The following is a 22,248-nucleotide window of genomic DNA, read 5'->3' as shown; positions in this document are numbered from 1 at the left end:
ATGACTGCAATCGAAAATACAGAGGCGCTGCGCAGCCAAGTGCGCGCCTGGCTGGAAGCCAATGTTCCAGCGGGATGGCGGGAGGCGATGACCGGGGTCGATCAGGACTCGTTCGTTGCGGCTCAGCGCGAGTGGTTCACAAAATTGTCGGAGGCGGGTTTTGCCACCCCCCACTGGCCGGAAGGTTGGCCCGGCGGCGGCCGTACCCTGGCCGAACAGAAGGTAATTTACGAAGAGGTGGCCCGCGCCGATGCGCCGCGCCTGATTCTCTATTTCGTCGCGCTCTACCACGCCGCCTGTACGCTGTTGGAGTGCGGCACCCAGGCGCAGCAAGACAAGTACCTGCCCGGTATTCTTAAGGGCGAGATCTGGTGTCAGGGTTTCTCCGAGCCCAACGCCGGTTCCGACCTCGCCTCCCTCAAAACCAAAGCGGTGTTAAAGGGCGACAAGTACGTCATCAACGGCCAGAAAACCTGGTCGACCATGGCCCAGTACGCCGACCGTTGTCTGTTGCTCTGCCGCACTGACAACTCTGGCCCACCTCAGGCTGGTCTTACCTACCTGCTGCTGGATATGAAATCCCCGGGTGTGTCGGTGGTACCTATTGATCAGATCACCGGCGACGATGAGTTTGCCGAGATCTTCTTCGATGATGTTGAGGTCTCCATTGAGGACCGCATCGGTGAAGAGGGGCAGGGCTGGGCTGTGGCCCAGGCGACACTCGCCTCTGAGCGCGGCCTGACCCTGGTGGAACTGAGCCAGCGCATGCGCTACTCGCTCACTATGCTGGCTCAAACCATGCAGGCCCGCGGCCTCACCGACGACCCGGTGGTACGCCGGGAGTTGGGTGGTGTTATCGCCCGCGTCGATGGTGCCTGTGCCCTGGCCGACCAATACCTGCTCAAGCGCATCACCCACGAAGAGGTGGTCGGCGATGCCTCGCTGGTGAAGCTCTACTACGCCAAGGCGCTGCGCGAGTTTACCCGTCTGGGCCGCCGCATTGCCGGCCTGGAGGGGCAGTTTGACCCGGCCGTGATGCGTGGCGCCACCCAGGAAACTGGCATGTGGACCCTCGACTTCATGAACTCTTACAACTGGTCGATTGCTGGCGGTAGTAACGAGATTCAGCGCAATATCATCTCTGAGCGCATGCTGCAGATGCCGCGTGAGCCTAAGAGCTGGAAACTGGGGTAGGGAGCAAGCATGAACGAATTTTTAAAAGAGCTGCAAGACAGCGCCCGGCAGGTGATGACCGACGCCGGCACCCCAGCCAAAGAGGAGAGCACCTGGCCACTGGTGGTGGAGCTCGGCTGGTTGCTAACTGCGGTGCCGGAAGAGCAGGATGGCCTGGGGTTGGGGCTGGAGGGGTTGTGCACGCTGCATTCAGAGCTCGGCCGCAACCTGGCCGAGGTGCCTTACCTGCCCGCCACCTTGTCTATCGATGCCCTCTGTTACAGCCAGTTGGCCGATAAAGCCGACTGGGTGGGCCGTTTCACCATGGGTGAGCTGGCCACCACCTCTTTGGTAGATCCAAATCTGACGGCCACCAAAGCTGGAGACAGCTGGCGCTTCGACGGATCTCTATCGGCGGTACAGTCCGCCGATAACGCCAGCCACTTGCTGGTCTGGTCGAGCGATGGCCAGTGTGTGGCTCTGGTGGCGATGGCCGCCGACGGTGTAGAGGCGACTGCGCGCAGCACCTGGGACACCACCCGCCGGCTGTTTGATGTCACCTTAACGGGTGCTACCGCCGAAGCGGTGCTGGCCGAGGGCGAAGCTGCTCAGGCGCTGGTGGCACGTATTACCAATGGCCGTGACTTTGGCCTGGCGGCCGATGCCCTAGGTGGTGCCGAGGCGCTTCTGGCTTTGACCATCGAGCACCTGCAAACCCGGGTGCAGTTTGGCCGGCCGCTGGCGCTGTTTCAGGCCTTGAAACACCGCTGCGCCGATCTTAAAACCGAAATTGCCGCGGCTACCGCGCTGTTGAACGATACACTCACGGCCGTAGCCGACGATTTGGGCAGCCGTGATGCGGTTTATCGAGGCAAGAAGGTGAAGTATCTCGCCGCCAGCACCTACGCCATGGTGGTGGAGGACTCCCTGCAACTGCACGGCGGTATTGGTATGGCTTCGGAGTATCCGTGTCACCTCTACCTGAAACGCAGTATGCTGAGCGACCATTTGGGTACGGGTAGCGGCGAATACCAAACCGAAATTGCCGATACGTTTTTAGCGAATCTTGCCGGTTGAGGCGAGTGAGCCAGTGAGGTAGGGCGGTTCATTAGGGCCGCCAATGAGTCCGCCGTCATTCCAATGGCCTGGGTCTAAACGCAGCAGTTTTATGCAATAGGCGCAGGGTGAATGCACGGATTGTATAAAGGGTCGCAGCAAGTGAGGAGACTGTCGCGTAACCGATGAATTACTATTTTGGCACTATAGAGCCAGGCGTTGACGCTGTAGTAAGCATCGGGACAGGTAACTCACTGCGGGTCTGTTCATCTTTAACCAACTCAAATAAAAGAAGGTGCTTATGTTCTCAGCAGTCTTGATCAACAAGGACGATTCCGGCCAAACCGTAGAGGTGGCACAGGTCGACGAAGCGCAACTCCCCGAGGGTGATGTCACCATTCAAGTCGCGTACTCCACCATGAACTACAAAGATGGCCTGGCCATCACCGGCAGTTCACCTGTGGTTCGTAAATTCCCCATGGTGCCCGGTATCGACCTGGTTGGAACCGTGCTTGAGAGCAGCCATGCCGATTGGAAAGCGGGTGACACCGTGGTACTGAACGGTTGGGGTGTGGGCGAAACCCATTGGGGTGGCCTGGCCCAGAAAGCCCGCTTGAACGGTGACTACCTGGTACCGCTGGTTGATGCCTTTACTCCACGCCAGGCAATGGCCATCGGCACCGCCGGTTACACCGCCGCACTGTGTGTCGATGCCCTGGTAAACCATGGTGTAACTCCAGACCAGGGTGAAGTACTGGTAACCGGTGCCACTGGTGGTGTGGGTTCCGTCGCCGTAGCGCTGCTGGCTAAAGCCGGCTTTACCGTGGTTGCTGCAACCGGTAAGGCTTCTGAGGAGGAGTACCTGAAGAAATTGGGTGCCTCGGCCATTATCGACCGCAACGAGCTGAGCGAAAAAGGCAAGCCGCTGCAGAAAGAGCGTTGGGCCGCTGTGGTTGACTCCGTGGGTAGCTTCACTCTGGTGAACGCCTGTGCGCAAACCAAATACCGCGGTGCGGTTGCCGCCTGTGGTTTGGCTCAAGGTGCTGATTTCAGTGCCACTGTTATGCCCTTCATTCTGCGCGGTGTTGCGCTGTTGGGTGTCGACAGTGTTATGGCTCCCAAAGCGCCACGTCTGGCGGCTTGGCAGCGTTTGGCGAAAGATCTGGACCCAGCTCTGTTGGAAGTGATCGGCGGTACCGAAATCGGTCTGTCGGAAACCATTCCAGCGGCAGCCGATTTGTTGGCCGGCAAAATTCGCGGTCGTATTGTTGTCGATGTAAACAAATAACGCCTGCGCGTTATTGCCTCTTCCAGCCGGTGCCACCTTGGCACCGGTTGTCAGACAACTCCGGTGTTAGTCACCAACGATCTCGATACCGGAGTCCTGCCTCAAGTTTCGCCCTTGGTTGCTTCGCACAGATGGCCTAACAGCTGATCGCGCTCTTGCCACAGTTGTGGTAACGGCCGGCGTGGCTGTTGCCCCGGCTGAAAAAGTTACTGCATAACAATTGATAAAAATTGCCAATCCGGGACCACCTGGAAGGCGTAATTCGATCCGATAGGAGCCGTATAAAAACCATGGCGACAACTACATCTGCTACCGACAATCTCTCTTTGGTACACGCTATGCCACTGGCCGAAGAGCCCGGCATGGGGGCGTTGACCATCCCCGGTTATCTGCTGGAGATCACCGAACGCTTCCGCAACAACGAAGCGGTAGTGATGCACAAGGGCGACAGCGTTGAGCGCTGGAGTTATCAGGATCTCTACGACCACTCCCTGGCCGTGGCCAAGGCGCTGATCGCCTGTGGCGTGGGCAAAGATACCCGGGTGGGCATGCTGATGACCAACCGCTCGGAATTTTTGAGTGTGATGTTTGGTACCGCCCTGGCCGGCGGTGTGTTTGTACCGTTGAGCACCTTCTCCACGCCGGAGGAGATGGAGCATCTGCTGAGTGTCTCTGGGGTGTCGATTTTGATCTTCGAAGATCGGGTGTTGAAGAAAGATTTCACATCGATCATCGCCAACATAGAACCTGCTATTAAAAGCGCCTCGGCCGGTGCCATTGAATCGGCCAAGTTTCCCTTCCTTACTCGGTTGGTGAGCATGGCGGGTGTTACCGCTGTGGCACCCCATGAGCTGGACCCGGCCACTGTTCCCGCTATTGAGGATTGGCAGGCGTTTCTCGCTTGTGGCAGCGATGTGCCCACCGAGGTGGTCGAGGCGCGCGCCAAGCTGGTGGGCCCGGCCGATACCGGCGGGCTCTTTTTCTCCTCCGGTACCACCAGCTTGCCCAAGGGTATACTGCACCGCCAGCGTGCCTTTGCCATTCAGTTCTGGCGCTGGCCACGGCTGTGGGGGCTTACCGGCCTGCCGCGCTGCTGGACGGGCAACGGCTTTTTCTGGTCGGGCCCGGTGACTATTCTGGTGGGCACGGCGTTTTCTACCGGCGGTGCGCTGATCATGCAGCCGCTGTTCGACTCCGCCGAGGCGCTGCGTTTGATCAAAGAGGAGCGGGTCACCCTGATGAATGGTCGGCCCCACCAGTGGGCGCGTATGCAGTCAGAGCCGAGTTGGGCCGAGGCCGACTTCAGCTCTCTGCAACAGATCACCAAGGGCGAGATTATTCTCGAACACCCCACTACCAATACCAGCTGGGATATGCCCAACGCCTTTGGCACCACCGAGACCATGGCGATTCTCTCCTCCTTTGTGGCGGGTGACCCGGCCAACAGTAACCGGGCCAACTTTGGCAAGACACTGCCGGGTAACACCATCAAGGTGATTGACCCGCAGACCGGCGAGCTGGTGGCCATGGGGGAACGCGGCGAGGTGTGCATCAAGGGGCCGACCCTGATGCAGGGTTACCTGGGTAAAACGCCGGAGCAGTGTTTCGACGAGGATGGCTTCTACCGCACCGGTGATGGTGGCTACATCGACGCCGAAGGCCATCTCTTTTGGGAGGGGCGGCTGAACGACATTATCAAAACCGGTGGCGCCAACGTCTCACCTCAGGAGGTGGATACCGCCGTCGCTAAGATTAATGGCGTTAAGCGCACCCAAACCGTGGGCGTGCCGCACGACACCCTGAGCGAGATGGTGGTCGCCTGCATTGTGCCTATTGATGGGGTGACTCTGTCGGAAGATGAGGTCATCGGTTACCTGAAGGAGCGCCTGGCCAGCTACAAGGTGCCGCGCAAGGTGCTCTTCTTTACCGAGGAGGAGTACCCGCTCACCGGTAACGAGAAGGTGAAAGCCGGCGATGTGCGCAAGCTCGCCTGTGAGCGCTTGGGTGTGGGCGAGAAGGTGAGCGTTTAATTCCTCCCGCCTACCGGCCTGCCTCTTGGGGCCGCCTGTAATGGGGCAGCTAATTTAAGGACGATCAGTTTGAGCTGACCTCGGTCGGCTCGCTGGTTTGGCCCGGCTGTTAGCGCCGCTTTTTGCCTCTTTGCCCCCGTTTTGCGGACAATCGTGTACACTGTGCCGCCGCCAATCCTGGCAAACCACTGGCCGCCCGGATTGCCCAACGCTTGCCCGCGTAAGCTCCCTGCAGATTAAAAAAGCCACTTGAAAAACCGTTTAAGTGGTTGAAGGTTCGTTATGTGTTCGTCCAAAAGTGAGTCCGCCACGGGTGCCAACCTGACTCTGGTGCTGGCCATCCTCGCCATCGCCATCGGCTATATGCTCAACCCGGTGAACGGTTCTCTGGTCGTAACCGCCTATCCCACCATGGCCGACTACTTCCAGGTGCCCTATGCGCACATGTCGACCATGATCATGCTGTTTATGGCGGCCACGGCGGCGGCGCAGCCGCTCTCCGGTGGATTGGGCGATATTTTCGGGCGCAAGAACGTATTTCTACTGGGGGTATTGGGGTTTATGGTGGCCAGTGTCTTTGCCGGACTGGCTGGCAGCTTTGTGATGCTGGTCTTCTGGCGCATGGCGCAGGCGGTCTTTTCCGGGTTGATTCTGGCCAATGGCGTGGCGCTGGTGGCGCTGGTGGCGCCGCGGGAGAGGGCTGGCTCCTACCTGGGGGTGCTCAACTCAGCCATGACTGGTGCGGCGGCCCTGGGCTTTCCCGCCGGTGGCATGATCCTGCACGCCTTTGACTGGCACATGCTGTTTTGGATCAACATCCCCTTTGGCCTGGCGTCGCTGCTGCTGGGGATTTTCTACCTGCCGGGAGACAAGAGCGGCACCGCCAAATTTACCAGTTTGAGTTTTATTGGCCTGCCGCTGGTGCCCTTGGCCTTTGTGCTGCAGGCGATTATTCGCCGGGAATCGACGCTTCCCTACCTGGTGCTGCTGTTCTTGGCGGTGGCCATTTGGCTCTACAGCTTTCTGCGCTCCAACTCCTCACGTGCACAGTTGGCAACCATTAATAACCGGCAGTTTAACCTGAGCTGTATCGCCACCTTTTTTACCGCCATTGTTCAGTTCGGCATTATTTTTACGATGCCTGCCTGGATTCTGGTGAGTCTGGGTATCGGCACCGGCCTGCTTGGGGTCTATTTCATGATCTCGTCGGTGTGCATGTTGGTGATCAGCCCGATTGTCGGCCGCTACCTGGATAACCACGACGCCCGTTGGGTGAAGCTACTCGCCCTGACGGTAATGCTGGCCGAATTACTGATTTTACTGCTGGCGCTCAACACCCTTTCACTGGCGGTGGCGATGGTCTTTCACGGGCTGGCCTTGGCGATTATCTATCTGTTGGCTCAGCGCAGTGCCTTTTTGGTGGCGCCCAGCCAGTCCCAGGCACTGGCGATGGGGCTGTTCAGCAGCTTTCGCGCCTTTGGCAGTCTGCTGGGTAATGCCCTGGCGGCGGTGATTCTGGCGCAGTACGCCGAGGTGACTGCCGAGGCCGGGCGGGAGGTGATGTTCTACATTGCCGTGCTCTGTTTCTGGCCTATTGCCCTGGCGCTGGTGCTGCTCACCTCCAATAAGGCGGAGGCCAAGCCGTAAGGGGGGGTTAGGAGACTGCGATTGCCTGCAGGCGGCTTAGGAAGCCTTGGCTCTGCCACAGGTAGAGAAAGTTGCTCAGCATCTGCAGCTGGGTGCGGGCGGTTTCGTTGCCGGCAATGGCGGGGTGGAAGCGGTCGCAATCGGCGTTCAGCTCGGGTACCACTTTTTCAATCAGCGCCGGGGCGTCCATCAGCCAGCCCAGGCCGAGAATGGCGACGGTAAAAAAGCAGTCGCTCTTCAATACTTCCAGCTCTAGCGTAGGCCCGCCAGCAGCGGCCAGCTCTTCGATATAGAGGTTGAGCAGGCTGGTGAGCTGCGCTCGCCAGAGGCTGGTTTCAGCGGCACTTAACGCCCCCCAAATGGCTGAGCCGATATTCATCTGGCTGACATTACCCCAATCCATCAAACCGCACTGCAGCTCGCCGGTAGTATCGGGCCAGAACCAGGCGTTATCGATATTGGCATTCCAGTGCTGCAGGGCGATGTAGTCGCGGTGGCGATGCAGGTGCTCAACAATATTTGGCTGGGCCGTTAAGAAAACGCCGAGCTCGGTTTGCAGCTGGGCTAAAAATTCGGGCGCAACCAGCTCGGCGGCGAACAACTTAGGGAAACGCTGGTGGAAGGAAGCCAGGCGCTCCACCCGCCGTTGCAGTTGTTCCCGGTTGTAGCGAATAGGCTGGTTGATGGCCTGCCGGGAGCAGTCCAAGGGGAAGTACCGCTCCACCGCCGCCGCCAGCTTGCCCGATTTTTGGCTGCCGGCCAGGCGAGCCTGGCTTTTGATAATGGCCTGATAGTGGGACAGGGGTTGGTCGATTTGGTAATCCAGGCACTTCTCATAAAGTGGCTCGACGCCCTCCTTGCCAAATGTCATCTGCTGCGTGATTAAAATGCCGGTGCCGGACTCAGCGTGGTAGTCGGCGTAGTAGCAGGTGGGGGTGGCGATAGTAAAGTTGGGGTTCTGTGACAGCAGCCCCAGGCGTACCTCGGCAGCCAGCTGGTCGCGCAAGCGGTCACGAATGGGGTTGGTGAAATCCCGGGAAAATTTCACAAATAGCCGGTTGTGCAGGCTTGCCTCGGGCTTGGCGTATCGCACAGTCAAAAAGAGCTTCTGCCCGGTGCTGCCGCCGGGGCAGGGGCGTACCTCCTCTACCGCAACTACTTGGTTATCGGCAGCCAAGGCGCCGGTGGCCTGAAAAGCTCGGGTTAGAAACTCCGGGCCGCCCGCGCACAGTGCCTGTTCATGGGCGGGTAGTGCCAAACCCAACAGGTCGCCCACGACCCAATCGCCACTGCTCATCGTTTTTCTATTCTCCATTGGCTTTGACGCGTATCAACTGTTGTTGAACAGCATTGTTGCATAGTTATCGCACGCACAATAAGCATAAACCCTATTGCCCCAGCTGTGCGCAAGCCTCTGTACCCCTTGAAGCAACTCTGGGGGGCAGGCTTGCCGGTATTACAGAGCGGGCCTTTGAAGGAGACGAGCAATGACAGGCAAAGCAAACAGTGAATGGCGTGAAGAGTGGAAAACGCTGGACGGTGGCTTGCGCACCGGCCGCTACACCGACCCGGACTTTACCCGCCTGGAGTACGAGAAGCTGTGGGGCGAAGTGTGGCAATTTGCCTGTCGGGTGGATGAGGTGCCGAACGTCGGCGACTACACCACCTACGATATCGGTGAACAGTCGGCAATGATTGTGCGGGTGGATGAGAATACCATTCAAGCCTTTAACAACGCCTGTCCGCACCGTGGCACCACGCTCTCCGATGGTTCCGGCAGCTTCGAGCGCAACCGCATCATGTGCCCATTCCACGGTTGGAAGTGGGATCTGGACGGCAGCTGTAACTATGTGCTGGAGCGCCAGGAGTTCAACAAAGGTCAGCTGCAGCTGAGCGACGTTAATCTGCGCCAGGTACACACTCAGGTCTACGCTGGCTTTGTGTTTGTCAGCTTCTCCGACAACCCCCAGGACTTTAACGAATTTATCGCACCGGTGCGCGGCCATATCGATGCCCTGCGCATTGGTGATATGCACCACCGTTGGTGGCGCCGGGTGGAGGGGCCCTGTAACTGGAAGGTGGCCCAGGAGGCCTTTTTCGAGGCGTTCCACGTACCGACCACTCATCCGCAACTGGATGAGCCCGGTCGTAAAACCATTTACGAAGACATGCCGGAGACTACTTTCCAACATTGGGACGTGAGTTACGAAGGTTTGGAAGGCGGCCATGGACGTTTCTTTGCAGCTTCGAAGGTGATTTCGGACACTAAATCCAAACCTACCGCCGAGACACTGGAGAGCATGATCGAACACATGGAGCATTTGATTGACGAACTCGACACCATGGTGTTGCCGGAAGATGTTGAGGTGGCCAAATCTTTGCGTGGCCTGCAGGTGGCTGAAGGCTCCTCCTGGGGCGCGGAGTTTATTAAGGCGGTTTATGCTCAGGCGACGGCACAAGGGCGTCCGATGCCGGATCTGACGCCGGATATCGCTGCTCAGTGGGGTGGAGAGGTGTTTGTCTTCCCCAACCTGTTGATTCTGCCGAATATGGGCAACAGTATGATCTACCGCATTCGGCCGCTGGGCGACAGCCCGGACCAGTGTATTTTTGAGATCTTCTCGGTGAAGACTCTACCCGCCGATGAGGAGCCAGCCCGCGCCGAGTGCACGCTGGTGACCGACGCCAACGACCCGGAGCAGTTGCTCTTAATTCCGCGTCAGGACTTTGGTAATGTGCCCCGTATCCAGAAGGGGTTGCACACCAAAGGGTTGAAGCAGGTCTGGCTGGCGGGTCATCAGGAGGTGATTATCCAGAATATGCACCAGTGGCTGGACCGCTATCTGGGTGCACCTGGGGCTTTCGAAGCCTAGCTGTAGTGCAGAGCCCTGCTAAAACAACAAACCCGCCATTGGCGGGTTTGTTGTTTTTGTATTTGTGATAGCCGGATAGCTAAAGCTTTACTCTTCTGCGGGTTCATCACCCAGGGGTTTGTTATCGTCAGCAACCGCCTGCTCCACCAGTTTGGCCAGCCAGGCGATGGCACTGGTGGCCTTGTTGTTATCCAGGCCCCAAGCCTGCACCAGACGTTCGTAGGTGGCCGGGTTCCAGAGCAGGTCGAGCACGGCGGCGACAGCGGCCTGATTCTCTTTGCTCCATTGCGGTATCTCGCTTTGAACGGTGCGCTCCAGACTGTTGCGACGCTGTTGATCGATAGAGATAAATTTAGGGTCCTCCACCGCCCCGGTACGGGCCGAGAAGGAGGCGAGGCTGGCGAACATCTTAGCGATGTTATCGACAAAGTTGGCGAAGCTGATGTTGTCGAGGTCGACACCGGACTCCTGAATCGTTTTGTTGATGACGGCATCGCGCAACAGCCCTTCGTTGGCGAAGTAGCGATAGACTGTGCGCTCACTGATGCCGGCCCGCTCGCCGACGGCTTTAAAGGTGAGGTTGCGCCAATCCCAACTGGGAAACTCGCGCACCAGCTCGACGCCAGCGTCGATGATTCGCTGTTGGGTCTCCAGGGTTTGTTTGCGGCGGACGGGACTGTTGTAACTGCGGCGTTTTTTATCGTCGGAGGGCTCTGTCATGCTGGTGGATTATGTTCTCGTTAGTGGGCGATCATTGCCCGGCATCATACCACCGATTGCCATTGATCGCCTGAGTTGTCATACGCCAGCCGTCCCTCCGAGAGGGCCAAGCCCCTACTTGGGCAGCTTGTAGGCCACCACGGAGTCCCCCAAGGTGGAGGCGTACATGCTGTGACCACCGGCGGGAATGACAACGTACTGCTCACCATTGACCGCGTAGGTAACCGGCACTGCGGTACCAGCCGCGGGCAGGTCGGCCTCCCAGAGGATCTCGCCGCTGCTCATATCAAAAGCGCGGAAGGTGTCGTCCAGAGTGTAACCGATAAAGGCTACACCGCCGGCTGTTATCAGAGCGCCACCGGCACCAGGAGTGCCCAGATACCAGGAGAAGGGTACGTGTGCCATCTTCTCGATACTGCCTAAAGGTACCTCCCAGATAATCTTTTTCGCCACCAGATCAACGGCGGTGAGGGCTGCCCAGGGTGGCTCAGAACAGGGGGCGCCGAGGGGAGAGAGCAGTGGCGCAACCTTGGGCAGAAAATAGGCACCCTGCACATCAAACGACATCTCGCCCACGGTTTCGATGGCCTGTTCACTGGCCATGGCCACCTTATCCCGGCGCATTAATGTGGTGACTGTGGGCACCCGATTGGAGGCGACAACCATCACATGGCTGTTGGGGTCGTAGGCGCCGCCACCCCAGTTGGGGCCACCGCCCATGGCGGGGAAGAATATAGTCCCCTTTTCGCTAGGCGGGGTGTAGATGGGGCCGTAGTTAAGTGATTCGATCTTACGTTTACAGAGCCACTTGTCGACAAAGGTGAACCCCCAAGCGTCGTCCGGGGAGAAGCTCTGGGGTGTGAGCACCGGCATATCAACTGGAATTGGCTGGGTGGTGGAGAGTTGCTCACCCTCGGTGATAACGTCCTGAGGTACGGGCACCTCCTCGATGGGGATCAGAGGTTCACCGGTGGCCCGGTTGAAGATATAGATCAACCCCATTTTTGTGTTCTGGACCACCGCCGGCACCATCTCACCGTTGACCGGGTAATCGATCAGTATCGGTTGCGAGGGGGTGTCGTAGTCGAACACATTGTGGTGTACGAATTGGAAGTACCAAGCCACCTCGCCAGTTGAACCTTTTAAGGCGACTAGGGATGAGGAGTAGAGGTTATCACCGCCGCGATCACCGCCGTAAAAGTCGCTGGAGGGGCTGGTGGTGGGCAGATAGACCAGGTCCAGTTGTTCATCCACCGCCATGGAGGCCCAGACGTTACCACCGCCGAAGCCTTGGGCGGTGCCTTTCTCCCAGGTTTTGCCAGCCGGGTCGGCCGGGTCGCGTGGCAGCGGGTCGAATTGCCAGAGTGGCTTGCCAGTGCGGGCATCGTAGGCCAGCACCCGGCCGCTGGGGGCATCTACCCGCTGGTTATCGGCCACCGAGGAGCCGACCACAACCACATCGTTAACGATTGCCGGGCGGGAGAGGGCGGAGACCTCCTCTGGAAAAAGGACCGGCTCTGACGTGGGCATTATCACCTGGCCGTTATCGCCGAAGCTGGCGCAGGCTTTTCCGGTTTTGGCATCAATGGCAAACAGGCGGTAATCGGCGGTACCAAGGAAAATGCGTGATTGGCAAACATCGCCAGGCTGGGCTTGGTCATCCACCCAGTGGGAGATACCCCGGCATTTTTTGATGCGCGTGGCTTTATCTTCCGGGTCGAATAACCAGCGCTGCTCGCCGGTGGCTGGGTCGAGTGCGAACAGTTTGCGCGAGGTTGAGCAGACCACCAGGTTACCGTCGATCATGGCGGGTTGATCCTGGAAGGAGAGCAGAGTGTTGTTGCTGCTGGTTGGGATCTCCTCGCCGGTATGAAACTCCCAGGCAGGCTGCAGGCTACTGACGTTATCGCGATTAATATCGGTGAGTGATGAGTATTTGATGTCGCGCTGGTACTGCTCGGTGCTACTGGCCGGTAGGCTGATTACCGAGGTGAGCAGCAGGCAGAGCATGCTCAGTGTTTGGTAGCGAGCTTTTTGGTCTGAAACGCTTGGGTAATACATCGTTAGCCTTCTTGATTTTATGTTGTGGGCTGGGTGAGCCGCTGGCTCGTAGCCGTTCGCTGCGCGTGCAGAGTGATTGACGGTGTGGATGATCCACGCCGTCTCATAAAGTGATGGGCTGATTCTACGGGCGAGTTTGGTACCGCGTCAATTGGCGTCCTATGTGTGACACCAATTGACGGGCTGCGACTTGTGGTTGGTTCTGTAGTGAGATGTCGATCAGGTAGCGTTCGGCAGGAGCACCAGTGGGCGTTTAACCCAGGGCCTCTTCATCGGAGACCACCGGCCGGGCTTCGCGAGTGGCGCGCATCCATTTTTCCGGGTCGTCCGGGCTCATGATTTCAATGTAATCGTCGTGCACGGCCATAATCTCGGCTACAAACGGAAAGTCGCCCAGTGACGGAACACGGTAACTGATCAGGTCGCCGACTTTAAATGTTTCTGGTTCAAAATTAAATTGGTAAGGACAATTACCATCACCCATGCCTTGCATTATTGTCTCCCCCTAACTGTTCGTTTTAGTGATTATTCGTACACGATTTTGCTAATTATTTCAGCGTGTTAACTGTTTATCATCGGCCCCTCGCAAAGGTGATGCGGGGGTGACCTAACTATACATTTAGTCAACACTGTCGTACAATACCGAACAATCTTAACAATAAACAACGCCGCGTAGCAGTGTCACCTATCGATCTTAGGAGAGTCAAATGGCCGAAGCCTTTATCATCGATGCAGTAAGAACTCCCCGTGCAACCAGTAAACCCGATAAAGGCGCCTACATCGGCGTGCACCCACAGCATTTGGCGGCTACCGTTATGCGGGCGCTGCACGAGCGTAACGGCTTCGACACCAAGCATGTAGACGATGTGATCTGGGGCACCAGTGCCCAGAAAGGCACTCAGGCGGGCGACATGGGCCGTATGGCCGCACTGGATGCCGGCTACGACCCGGTGGTCAGTGGCGTTACCTTGGATCGCTTCTGCGGCAGTGGTTTAACGGCCGTCAACTTCGCTGCCGGCCAGTTGATGTCGGGTATGGAAGATCTGATTGTCGCCGGTGGTACCGAAATGATGTCGGTGGTGACCGAAGTGGGCATGAAAGAGCGGGAAGCGGGCCTGGGCGGTAATGGTTTGTTGGGTACCGGTAACCTCAGCCTATTGAAGAAGTACCCACAATCCAACCAGGGTCTGGCCGCCGATACCATCGCCACCATGCAGGGCATCACTCGTGAAGATCTTGATGCCTTTGGCGTGGAAAGCCAGCGTCGAGCGGCGATAGCCATTGAAAATGGCTACTTCAACAAATCTCTAATCCCTGTTTACGACCAAGAAGGGGTGTTACTGCTCGATAAGGAGCAGTATCCTCGCCCCGGCACCACCCTGGATGATCTGGCCAAATTGACGCCTAGCTTTCTCAAATTGGCCGATATGCCCCTGGATAAGCATGGCACCACCTTCCGTAAGCTGATCAATCTTGTCTACCCCGACGTCGACATTCAGTGCTACCACCATGCGGGTACCTCCTCTGGTGTGGTGGATGGCGCCGCCGCACTGCTGCTGGCGTCTGGCGGCTATGTGGCTCGCCACGGTCTGAAACCCCGGGCCAAGGTGATTGCCATGGCCAATATGGGTGACTGTCCGACCCTGATGCTCAATGCACCAGTACCGGCGGCCCAAAAAGTGCTGGCCAAAGCGGGGTTGACCAAAGACGACATTGATCTGTGGGAGGTGAACGAAGCCTTCGCGGTTGTGGTTGAGAAGTTTATCCGCGACTTGGATATCGACCGCGATAAGATCAATGTCAATGGTGGCGCTATTGCCTTGGGGCACCCCATTGGGGCTACCGGTGCTGTGTTGATCGGCACAGTACTGGATGAATTAGAGCGCCGCGGCCTGAAACGTGGATTGATTACGATGTGTGCCGCAGGTGGTATGGCCCCAGCGATAATTATCGAACGAGTATAATTTCGCGTAATCAGCCTCCGATCAACCGTAAGAACCATCTTCGCCTCGTTTCTTGAGGCGGAGGGGGCTTCTGTGGACGAAGTGGTAAGCATCGCCTGTAAAAATGGTTTAGGAGAACCTGATGACAGAGTCTGTCTCTGAACACAGCTCAGCTAATAAAAGAAGAAGAAATCCTGAACAGACCCGAGAGTCTATCCTGCTGGTAGCGGGAAAGCTCATGGCAAAAGATGGGCCTGAGGGGCTCAGTGTCTCAAAAGTGGCGCAGTTGGCTGGAGTCAATCGCGGCACCGCTTATCACCATTTCAAAACCCGTGAACAGCTGGTGCAAGAGACTATGTCCTGGGTGAGTGGCAAGCTCACCAAGGGCATCTTTGGCTCGCCAGAAGATCCCATCAAGCTGGATCCTCATGAGGCCACCGAAAAACTGGCCAGGTTTGCTATGGAATACCCCGATTTCGCCCGGGTATGGCTGTTTGAAATCATGACGTCAAAGGAGCCGGGCAAAGACCCCTTCTGGAGCCGTTTCCTGAAAAATCTGGAGTACTATATTGGTGCCGGACTTGCCAAGCCAGATATAGACCGCGAAGTTTATGCTGTGATTATGCTGGTGGGTACGGTGATGTGGCCGGTCTGGGCGCGGGCAAAGACCAGCGATAAAAAAGAGCTGGAACAGTTGACCCAACGCTTTATTAAAGAGGTGATGCGCCTAAGCCTGCACGGCTCTTTGATCCCTGAGAAATTTTCTAACCTAGACGAAGCCTCCGAGTATTTAAAGGAAGTGAAATGAGCGATAAATCGATACCTATGTTGCCTTGGCCTGAGGAAGATTTTTCCGTTTACGGCCCCGTAGAAGCCAAGCCACTCGGCAAAATCCAGGCCTTTGTCGGTCGCGCAATGCACCGCAACTGGAGCATGATTCCCCACGTCACCCATAATGACGAGGTGGATATCACCGCCTTTGAAGAGCGTCGCAAGGCGTGGAACAGCGCCAATCCAGACAAAAAGCGAACCCTGCTGCCGGCGTTGATCAAGGGCACTGTAGCCCTGCTGCAAGAGTTTCCGCAGTTTAATATCTCCCTCTCCGCCGACGGCTCCAAATACTTCCAGAAGGGTTACTACCACGTCGGTATCGCGGTGGATGTACCCAGTGGCCTGTTGGTCCCTGTGCTTAAAGATTGTGACCAGAAGAGCGAAGATGAGCTTGCCGCCGAGCTGGTCGCCATCTCTGAGAAAGCCAAAACCAAAGGTCTGTCGATGGCCGAGATGTCGGGTGGCTGCTTTACCCTGTCGTCCCTGGGCCACATTGGCGGCACCAGCTTTTCGCCAATCATCAATGCACCCGAGGTGGGTATTTTGGGTATTACTAAGGCACGCAGCCTGTTTGTACCCGATGCCGATGGTCAGCCGGTAGCCAAATTGTTCCTGCCGCTCTCGCTCAGCTATGATCACCGTGTTATCAACGGTGCTGACGCCGCCCGCTTCTGTAAAGCCATGGGCGACTTCCTCGCCGCTTACGAATTCAAGTAAGCCTATACCTGCCGGGGCCAGTATTGGCTCCGGTGGAGACCATTGGCTGGGGTGCCAAACCGGCCAATTTTCGTTAAATTCCCTGATTGCCGATCCTTAAGTAGCGCAGCCGTCACCGCGATAGCGTAGGTGATTCCAGTTGTGCGTCGCGATAATAACGGCAGCTGCCAGCACACGCTGAAATCCACTCTCATGCCCATTAGCCTATCCTGGGTAGGCCCTGCAATTACCTGCAGGGGGCCGCGAGGCTGTTTTGAACAAAGCGAAAACCTTCTGTCGCAACTGCGGCGCCCTCTGTTCCATGGAAGTGACCGTCGACGATGGGCGCCTCATTGCCGTGGCCGCCGATGGCACCGCCTCGCCCTACGGCGGCTATATGTGCATTAAAGGCCAGTCGGCAATCCGTTTTCACAACGGCGCGGAGGAGCGCTTGCAGCATAGTTTGAAACGCAATGGGTCCGGGGCGTTGACCGCCATCGTTGCCGAACAGGCGTTGACCGAAATCGCCGCGCAGTTGCAGCAGTTGATAACCCAATATGGGCCGCGCAGTATTGCGGTTTATCACGGTACCGGCGCCTACCGCAGTGTGCTGGGGGCACAGCTGGAGAAGTCGTTTCTGTCGGCGATGCGCTCCCCCAATCTCTTCTCCACCATGACCATTGATCAGTCCGCCAAGTGGGTCACCTCGGCCCGGATGGGGATTATGGCCAGTGGTAAGCCAGCCTTTGCCGATGTCGACCTGGCCGTGATTGTGGGGAATAACCCCGTCGTCTCGCACCAAACCTACCCGTTTGGCCCGGGCGAGAGTGGCGCCCCTGGGCGCAGTTTTGCCGAAGCCAAAAAACGCGGCACCCGCATTGTGGTGATCGACCCACGGGCAACGGAAACCGCCCGCTACGCCGACCTGTTTATTCAGCCGAAACCCGGCCAGGATGCGGTTATTTTTGCAGCTGTAGCCCACCTGCTATTGAAAAACAGTGGCTATAACCACGCCTTTTGCCACCGCTTCGTTACGCAGTTGGAGGCGTTAACCGAAGCCGTCGCCCCCTTTACGCCGGCGCTGGCGGCCGCCCGCGCCGATATCCCGGTTGCGCAAATCGAACGGTTGGCCGAGTGGCTGGCAGAGGCACAACGCCCCTTTGTGGGCAGTGGCAGTGGCCCGTCGATGTCGGCCCGCTCCAACCTCAACGATCATATGATCGAGGTGGTGAACGCTCTGGTGGGGGGCTATCGCCAGGCTGGGGACCGGGTGCGCAACCCAGGTACGCTCAATCCACGCCGCTTCTTTGAAACTGTGGTGCCGGCGTCCCGCTCGTGGGAGAGGGGGGATTTCTGTCATTCGCAACCGGTAGGCAAGTTGTTTGGTGAATTTCCTTCGGCGTTGCTACCCCAGGAGATCACCACCCCCGGTGCCAATAAAATACGGGCGCTGATCTGCTTTGGCGGCAATCCCGCCATGGGGCTGGGCGACCCGGCGGTGGCAATACCGGCATTGCAAGAGCTGGATCTGTTGGTCTGCCTGGATGCACGCTTGAATGAGACCGGCAAGCTGGCCGATTACGTAGTTGCCACCAGTCAGCCGTTTGAGCGTCACGACATCACCATTCCTGGCGACAGCCTCTTTCCGGAAGCCTTTGCACAGTACACGCCCCCGATGGTGCTGAAGCCCGCCGGGGTTATTCACGATTGGGAGTTCTTCTGGGCGGTGGCGGCAAAGATGGGGCTGCCGCTCACCCTCAAATATTGGACCTACGGCGCTGACTTTGAGGCTATCGCCGATGGCTTGTCACTGCCGGTGGAGAGCCGGCCGGAGGAGGAGGCGATGCTGCGCTTTCTCTGCCAGCGCAGCCGAGTCTCGTTCGATGAACTAAAAGCCAACCCCTCGGGCGTGCGGCCACAACTGGAGCCCCAGAGGGTGCAGCCGGCGGCGAGTGACAACGGTGCCCGCCTGCAGCTCTGCCCGCCCGATGTAGCTACGGAGTTGGCCGAGCTTGCCCAGGAGCAACCCGATACCCGCTTTGGTTATCAGCTCACCTGCCGGCGAATATTAGAGGCGATGAACAGTGCCTATCGCGAGGCTGAACTGACACGCAAGCGCTACCCGCTGAACTGGGCTTACATGAACCCCGGCGATATGGCACGGGAAGGGTTGGCAGAGGGCGACTCGGTGCAAATCCGCTCGGCCTACGGTGCAATAGTAGCTGTGGTTAAAGGCGAGAAACGGCTGCGTAGCGGGGTGATCTCCATGAGCCATATGTTTGGCTCTCTCACAGCCAGTCGGGATCCTGTTGCCGAGGGCGGCAGCTTTACCGGCCACCTCACCTCACTCACCGATGCCCTGGAGCCGATCAACTTTATGCCACTCTTTTCCGGTATTCCTGTTAACGTGGCTGCGCTTGGAAGTAGTGATCAATAAATTCGGTGACCAGTTTGGCGGCCGGAGAGAGTTGGTAGCCCTGGCGAGTAATGCGCAGAATATTAACTTGTTCGGGGGCGGTGGTGCCGGGCAGTGCGACCAACTCTCCGTGGCTTAACTCCGCGGCCACCAACTGCGGCGAGGTGATCCAGATAGCGTTGGTGTGGCGCACAGTGTTACGTAGAATATCGTAGTTATCGCACACGAACATGCCATTGGGGTAGCGGGAGAAGAAACGGGAGAGCTCGACACCGCTCAGAATCGGATATTGATTGAGCAGGTGGGTCTCAAAGTTGCCCCCTTGCAGCAACGGGTGGTCGGCTTTCACCACCCGGGCTAACGACAGGCTGCCGACTGTACTTACCGATTGATCCTCATTGAGCTGCAGCTGCTGTTCACCGCAGTAGAAAAATTCCACCTCATCAGCTTGCAGTGCCTGCAGTAAGGCGGTGGCCGACTTAACCGAGGCCGAGAGCTTCAGTTGTGGGTGGCTGTTGAGAAATTGGATACTGAGCTCCGGTAGCAGTAGGCTGGCGAGCAGTGGGCCGAGGCCAAAAGCGAGATTGCCAGCCAGCCCCTGGCTATAGAGCCCCAGATTATGACTGAAGCGGCCGGCCCGCTTGAGTACCGCTTCGGCTTCCGCCACCGCCATACTGCCCAGTGGGGTGAGAGTGACACCGTTGCGCCCCCGTTCGAACAGGCGCACGCCAAACTGCGCTTCCAGTGAGGCGATGCTACGACTCAAAGCCGGCTGCGTAATATGCAGCTCTTCGGCGGCATGCGAGATAGAACCGAGCTTGGCGACGGTTACCAGGTGTTTTAGTCGTTTGAGATCTACATCCATAAGTCGTACGCATGGTTAGGCTACTTAATAAGCATTAAAAATTATAGCCAGATTCAGGCATAGTGCCTACCTTTACGCTTCTATACAGAACGGTTAGACAATAATTATTGGAGCCACTCTTGAAACGAATTCTTGTAGGTGCAGCGGCACTTTCCGCTATCAGCGTTTGCTTTTTAAATATCCCCAGGCTGTTTGCCGCCGAGACCGAAATTGATCGTACGGTACTGCCACTGGCTGAGGCCCAGTACCAGGGCACCCTGGCCGTGACCGAAGATGATTCCACCGCCCAATATCCAAGCCCCGTGGGCGCCCCTGCGGGTGCGCCCAATATTCTGTTGGTGATGACCGACGATGTTGGTTTTGCCTCCTCCAGCACCTTTGGCGGTATGGTACCCACACCCAATCTGGATCGTCTGGCTCAGAATGGTCTGCGCTACAACCAATTCCACACCACCGGTATCTGTTCGCCCACCCGGGCGGCACTGCTGACCGGTCGCAACCATCATGAGGTGGGTACCGCAGCGGTGGTGGAGCTGACCTCACCCTATCCCGGTTACACCGGTCATATCCCCGCCAGCGCAGCCACAGTGGCCCGTATTCTGCGCGATAACGGCTACAACACCGCCATGTTTGGTAAGGATCACAATGTTCCCGCCGGTGAGCGGTCGCCCTCAGGCCCGTTTGATCAGTGGCCAACCGGGAGAGGTTTTGAGTACTTCTATGGTTTTATTAACGGTGATACCGATCAGTTCCAGCCGGCTTTATATGAGGGTACCTCAGCGGTGGATGGCAGCAATCGGCCAGCGGGTTACCTGTTGGATGAGGATCTGGCTGACCACCTGATTCGCTGGGTGCACAACCAGAAGGCCAGTGCCCCGGACAAACCTTTCTTTGCCTACCTGGCCACCGGCTCTGCCCACGCGCCGCACCAGGCTCCCAAGGAGTGGATTGCCAAGTTTAAAGGCCGCTTTGATGATGGCTGGGATAAGGAGCGGGAGAAGATTCTGGCTAGGCAGAAGGCACTGGGCATTGTACCGGCCGATACCGAGCTCTCTCAGCGACCCGATGTGATACCCGCCTGGAGTAGCCTCTCAGATACCGAAAAGAAGGTCTATGCTCGCTTTATGGAGGTCTATGCCGCCATGCTTGCCTACCAGGATGACCAGTTCGGCCGCATTATGGCAGAGCTGGAGCGTATGGGGCTGAAAGAGAACACCCTGGTGGTATTTATTGAGGGTGACAATGGCTCCAGTGGTGAAGGCGGCCCGGAGGGCTCACTCAACGAGATGGCTCACCTCTCGTCGCCGAGAGAGCTACATGAGGATGTCGATTGGATAGCGGAGCACCTCGACCTGCTGGGCGGGCCAAACACCTATGAGGGGTACCCGGTGGGCTGGACCTACGCCACCAATACCCCGTTCCCCTGGTTTAAAACCCACGCATCCCACCTGGGTGGTGTGCGCAATGGTTTGGTGATCTCCTGGCCGACCCACCTGCAGGAGACTGGTGGTGTGCGCCCGCAATACCACCATGTGATCGATATCATGCCGACGCTGTTGGAGGCCGCGGGTGTACCCGAGCCGAAGACGGTGGATGGTGTAAAACAGAAGCCGGTCGATGGTACCAGTATGCTCTACACCTTTGCTGATGCCGATGGCGCCTCGAACCGAGCTACCCAGTACTACGAGGTGCTTGGCAATCGGGCGATCTACCACGACGGTTGGTTGGCCAACACCACGCCACGCAACATGCCCTGGAATATCGCCAAGGAGCGCGGCGGCAGTGATGTGACCACCTACCCTTGGGAACTCTATAATTTGAATGCCGATTTCAGCCAAAGCCGCGATGTAGCAGCGGAGTACCCTGAGAAGCTGGCCGAGATGCAGCAAATGTTTGATCAGGAGGCGCGCAAGCATCAGGTCTATCCCATTCAGGATAGCGGCGGCCAGGCCCGTGCCCAACGGATGATTCGCGCAGCGGGTAATCATCGCACCGAGTATGAGCTGTGGGGGCCGGATATCTCTCTGCAGATGATGTCGGCGCCACCCATCTACGCTATGCCGTTTACCCTTACCGCCGATATTGTAGTCCCGGAGGAGGGGGGAAGTGGCGTGATTGTGGCTGTGGGCAGCTATTTCAGCGGTTGGAGTTTCTATTTGGAAGAGGGGCGCCCGGTAGCCTATGCCTCTGTTTCGCCCCTTGATCAGCCGGGTAACCACTCCAAGGTGGCGGCTACACAGCCGCTAACGCCGGGCGAACACACGCTGCAATACCAATTTACTCATGAGGGTGACGAGGGTGGTGAAGTTACCATTCTGGTCGATGGTGAAGCGGTGGCCGTAGGTGCCGTTGCCAAGCGCCCGTATATTATTGCCGGCAACGGTGAAACCCTGGACACCGGCCGAGACACCAACGTACCGGTATCGACCGATTACAGCAATGGCGGGGAATTTAACGGCGAGATCGATAAGATCACCGTGAAAATCAATATCAGTTTGATGTTTATGATGAAGCAGGCGGTGCAAACACTGATGGAGTAGTAGCGTCTGTTTGAGGTTGTTGTGGGCCAACAACCTCAAGTTTGGTAACTTCTGAACAACAAAAAAGGCCGCAATTTCCATTGCGGCCTTTTTTGTTGGCACTGGGCCA

Annotated in this window: 16 protein-coding genes; 11 read left to right on the top strand and 5 right to left on the bottom strand. The window is 57.6% G+C overall.

Annotated elements, in window-relative coordinates; translation table 11 throughout:
• The 5 genes from SBL51_RS05330 (at window position 1) to SBL51_RS05310 (ending at window position 7,194) form a co-directional block, all read left to right on the top strand.
• Window positions 1–1,194 carry an acyl-CoA dehydrogenase family protein gene (locus SBL51_RS05330; RefSeq protein WP_317929778.1) on the top strand — a complete coding sequence of 398 codons (1,194 nt, stop codon included), beginning with the start codon at window positions 1–3 and terminating at the stop codon, window positions 1,192–1,194.
• A gap of 9 nt (window positions 1,195–1,203) precedes the next feature.
• Complete coding sequence (locus tag SBL51_RS05325; protein ID WP_317929775.1) at window positions 1,204–2,250, top strand: acyl-CoA dehydrogenase family protein; 1,047 nt, start codon at window positions 1,204–1,206, stop codon at window positions 2,248–2,250.
• A 280-nt stretch (window positions 2,251–2,530) separates the two neighbouring features.
• Window positions 2,531–3,517, top strand: coding sequence for an MDR family oxidoreductase (locus SBL51_RS05320; protein WP_317929761.1), 987 nt, complete (start codon window positions 2,531–2,533; stop codon window positions 3,515–3,517).
• Between the two features lie 290 nt (window positions 3,518–3,807).
• Window positions 3,808–5,547, top strand: coding sequence for a class I adenylate-forming enzyme family protein (locus SBL51_RS05315; RefSeq protein WP_317929759.1), 1,740 nt, complete (start codon window positions 3,808–3,810; stop codon window positions 5,545–5,547).
• A 282-nt stretch (window positions 5,548–5,829) separates the two neighbouring features.
• Window positions 5,830–7,194: an MFS transporter gene (locus tag SBL51_RS05310; RefSeq protein ID WP_317929758.1), complete on the top strand. Its 1,365-nt coding sequence runs from the start codon at window positions 5,830–5,832 to the stop codon at window positions 7,192–7,194.
• 7 nt (window positions 7,195–7,201) lie between these two features.
• On the opposite strand, the gene SBL51_RS05305 is transcribed toward SBL51_RS05310, so the two are convergent.
• On the bottom strand, window positions 7,202–8,491 hold the full coding sequence (locus SBL51_RS05305; protein ID WP_317929757.1) for a hypothetical protein: 1,290 nt from the start codon (window positions 8,489–8,491) through the stop codon (window positions 7,202–7,204).
• Between the two features lie 190 nt (window positions 8,492–8,681).
• Between SBL51_RS05305 and SBL51_RS05300 the strand changes: the two genes are divergently transcribed.
• Complete coding sequence (locus tag SBL51_RS05300) at window positions 8,682–10,067, top strand: aromatic ring-hydroxylating oxygenase subunit alpha (protein ID WP_317929756.1); 1,386 nt, start codon at window positions 8,682–8,684, stop codon at window positions 10,065–10,067.
• Window positions 10,068–10,154: 87 nt separating this feature from the next.
• On the opposite strand, the gene SBL51_RS05295 is transcribed toward SBL51_RS05300, so the two are convergent.
• From SBL51_RS05295 to SBL51_RS05285, 3 genes are all read right to left on the bottom strand, one after another.
• Complete coding sequence (locus tag SBL51_RS05295; protein ID WP_317929754.1) at window positions 10,155–10,787, bottom strand: TetR/AcrR family transcriptional regulator; 633 nt, start codon at window positions 10,785–10,787, stop codon at window positions 10,155–10,157.
• Between the two features lie 114 nt (window positions 10,788–10,901).
• Entirely contained in the window at window positions 10,902–12,848 is a 1,947-nt protein-coding gene (locus SBL51_RS05290) for a pyrroloquinoline quinone-dependent dehydrogenase (RefSeq protein WP_317929752.1), read from the bottom strand.
• Between the two features lie 253 nt (window positions 12,849–13,101).
• A complete protein-coding gene (locus SBL51_RS05285) occupies window positions 13,102–13,341 on the bottom strand; it encodes a hypothetical protein (protein WP_317929750.1) in 240 nt (79 codons plus the stop codon).
• Window positions 13,342–13,555: 214 nt separating this feature from the next.
• On the opposite strand from SBL51_RS05285, the gene SBL51_RS05280 reads away from it, so the two are divergent.
• The 4 genes from SBL51_RS05280 (at window position 13,556) to SBL51_RS05265 (ending at window position 18,755) form a co-directional block, all read left to right on the top strand.
• Window positions 13,556–14,812, top strand: coding sequence for an acetyl-CoA C-acetyltransferase (locus SBL51_RS05280; protein WP_317929748.1), 1,257 nt, complete (start codon window positions 13,556–13,558; stop codon window positions 14,810–14,812).
• A gap of 121 nt (window positions 14,813–14,933) precedes the next feature.
• On the top strand, window positions 14,934–15,599 hold the full coding sequence (locus tag SBL51_RS05275; protein ID WP_317929746.1) for a TetR/AcrR family transcriptional regulator: 666 nt from the start codon (window positions 14,934–14,936) through the stop codon (window positions 15,597–15,599).
• Complete coding sequence (locus SBL51_RS05270; protein WP_317929742.1) at window positions 15,596–16,339, top strand: 2-oxo acid dehydrogenase subunit E2; 744 nt, start codon at window positions 15,596–15,598, stop codon at window positions 16,337–16,339. The genes SBL51_RS05275 and SBL51_RS05270 overlap by 4 nt, the downstream gene beginning before the upstream one ends.
• 253 nt (window positions 16,340–16,592) lie before the next feature.
• Window positions 16,593–18,755, top strand: a complete 2,163-nt coding sequence (locus SBL51_RS05265; RefSeq protein WP_317929739.1) for a molybdopterin-dependent oxidoreductase — start codon at window positions 16,593–16,595, stop codon at window positions 18,753–18,755.
• On the opposite strand, the gene SBL51_RS05260 is transcribed toward SBL51_RS05265, so the two are convergent.
• Window positions 18,721–19,599 (bottom strand): LysR family transcriptional regulator, encoded by an 879-nt coding sequence (locus SBL51_RS05260; RefSeq protein WP_317929738.1) that lies wholly within the window; start codon window positions 19,597–19,599, stop codon window positions 18,721–18,723. The genes SBL51_RS05265 and SBL51_RS05260 overlap by 35 nt on opposite strands.
• Window positions 19,600–19,718: 119 nt before the next feature.
• On the opposite strand from SBL51_RS05260, the gene SBL51_RS05255 reads away from it, so the two are divergent.
• The gene (locus SBL51_RS05255) at window positions 19,719–22,139 is read left to right on the top strand and encodes an arylsulfatase (protein ID WP_317929734.1); all 2,421 of its coding nucleotides are present in this window, start codon (window positions 19,719–19,721) and stop codon (window positions 22,137–22,139) included.
• Window positions 22,140–22,248: the final 109 nt, after the last annotated feature.

The organism is Halioxenophilus sp. WMMB6 (genome assembly GCF_033283405.1).
In the GTDB taxonomy this organism is placed as follows: Bacteria; Pseudomonadota; Gammaproteobacteria; order Pseudomonadales; family Cellvibrionaceae; genus Halioxenophilus.
Note: the sequence above shows the minus strand (reverse complement) of the source record. Positions and strands in the feature narration are given on the sequence as shown.

Bases quoted from the DNA above. Each gene is read 5' to 3' on its own strand.
- SBL51_RS05330 (WP_317929778.1), top strand. From the start codon at position 1: ATGACTGCAATCGAAAATACAGAGGCGCTGCGCAGCCAAGTGCGCGCC.
- SBL51_RS05325 (WP_317929775.1), top strand. From the start codon at position 1,204: ATGAACGAATTTTTAAAAGAGCTGCAAGACAGCGCCCGGCAGGTGATG.
- SBL51_RS05320 (WP_317929761.1), top strand. From the start codon at position 2,531: ATGTTCTCAGCAGTCTTGATCAACAAGGACGATTCCGGCCAAACCGTA.
- SBL51_RS05315 (WP_317929759.1), top strand. From the start codon at position 3,808: ATGGCGACAACTACATCTGCTACCGACAATCTCTCTTTGGTACACGCT.
- SBL51_RS05310 (WP_317929758.1), top strand. From the start codon at position 5,830: ATGTGTTCGTCCAAAAGTGAGTCCGCCACGGGTGCCAACCTGACTCTG.
- SBL51_RS05305 (WP_317929757.1), bottom strand. From the start codon at position 8,491: ATGAGCAGTGGCGATTGGGTCGTGGGCGACCTGTTGGGTTTGGCACTA.
- SBL51_RS05300 (WP_317929756.1), top strand. From the start codon at position 8,682: ATGACAGGCAAAGCAAACAGTGAATGGCGTGAAGAGTGGAAAACGCTG.
- SBL51_RS05295 (WP_317929754.1), bottom strand. From the start codon at position 10,787: ATGACAGAGCCCTCCGACGATAAAAAACGCCGCAGTTACAACAGTCCC.
- SBL51_RS05290 (WP_317929752.1), bottom strand. From the start codon at position 12,848: ATGTATTACCCAAGCGTTTCAGACCAAAAAGCTCGCTACCAAACACTG.
- SBL51_RS05285 (WP_317929750.1), bottom strand. From the start codon at position 13,341: ATGCAAGGCATGGGTGATGGTAATTGTCCTTACCAATTTAATTTTGAA.
- SBL51_RS05280 (WP_317929748.1), top strand. From the start codon at position 13,556: ATGGCCGAAGCCTTTATCATCGATGCAGTAAGAACTCCCCGTGCAACC.
- SBL51_RS05275 (WP_317929746.1), top strand. From the start codon at position 14,934: ATGACAGAGTCTGTCTCTGAACACAGCTCAGCTAATAAAAGAAGAAGA.
- SBL51_RS05270 (WP_317929742.1), top strand. From the start codon at position 15,596: ATGAGCGATAAATCGATACCTATGTTGCCTTGGCCTGAGGAAGATTTT.
- SBL51_RS05260 (WP_317929738.1), bottom strand. From the start codon at position 19,599: ATGGATGTAGATCTCAAACGACTAAAACACCTGGTAACCGTCGCCAAG.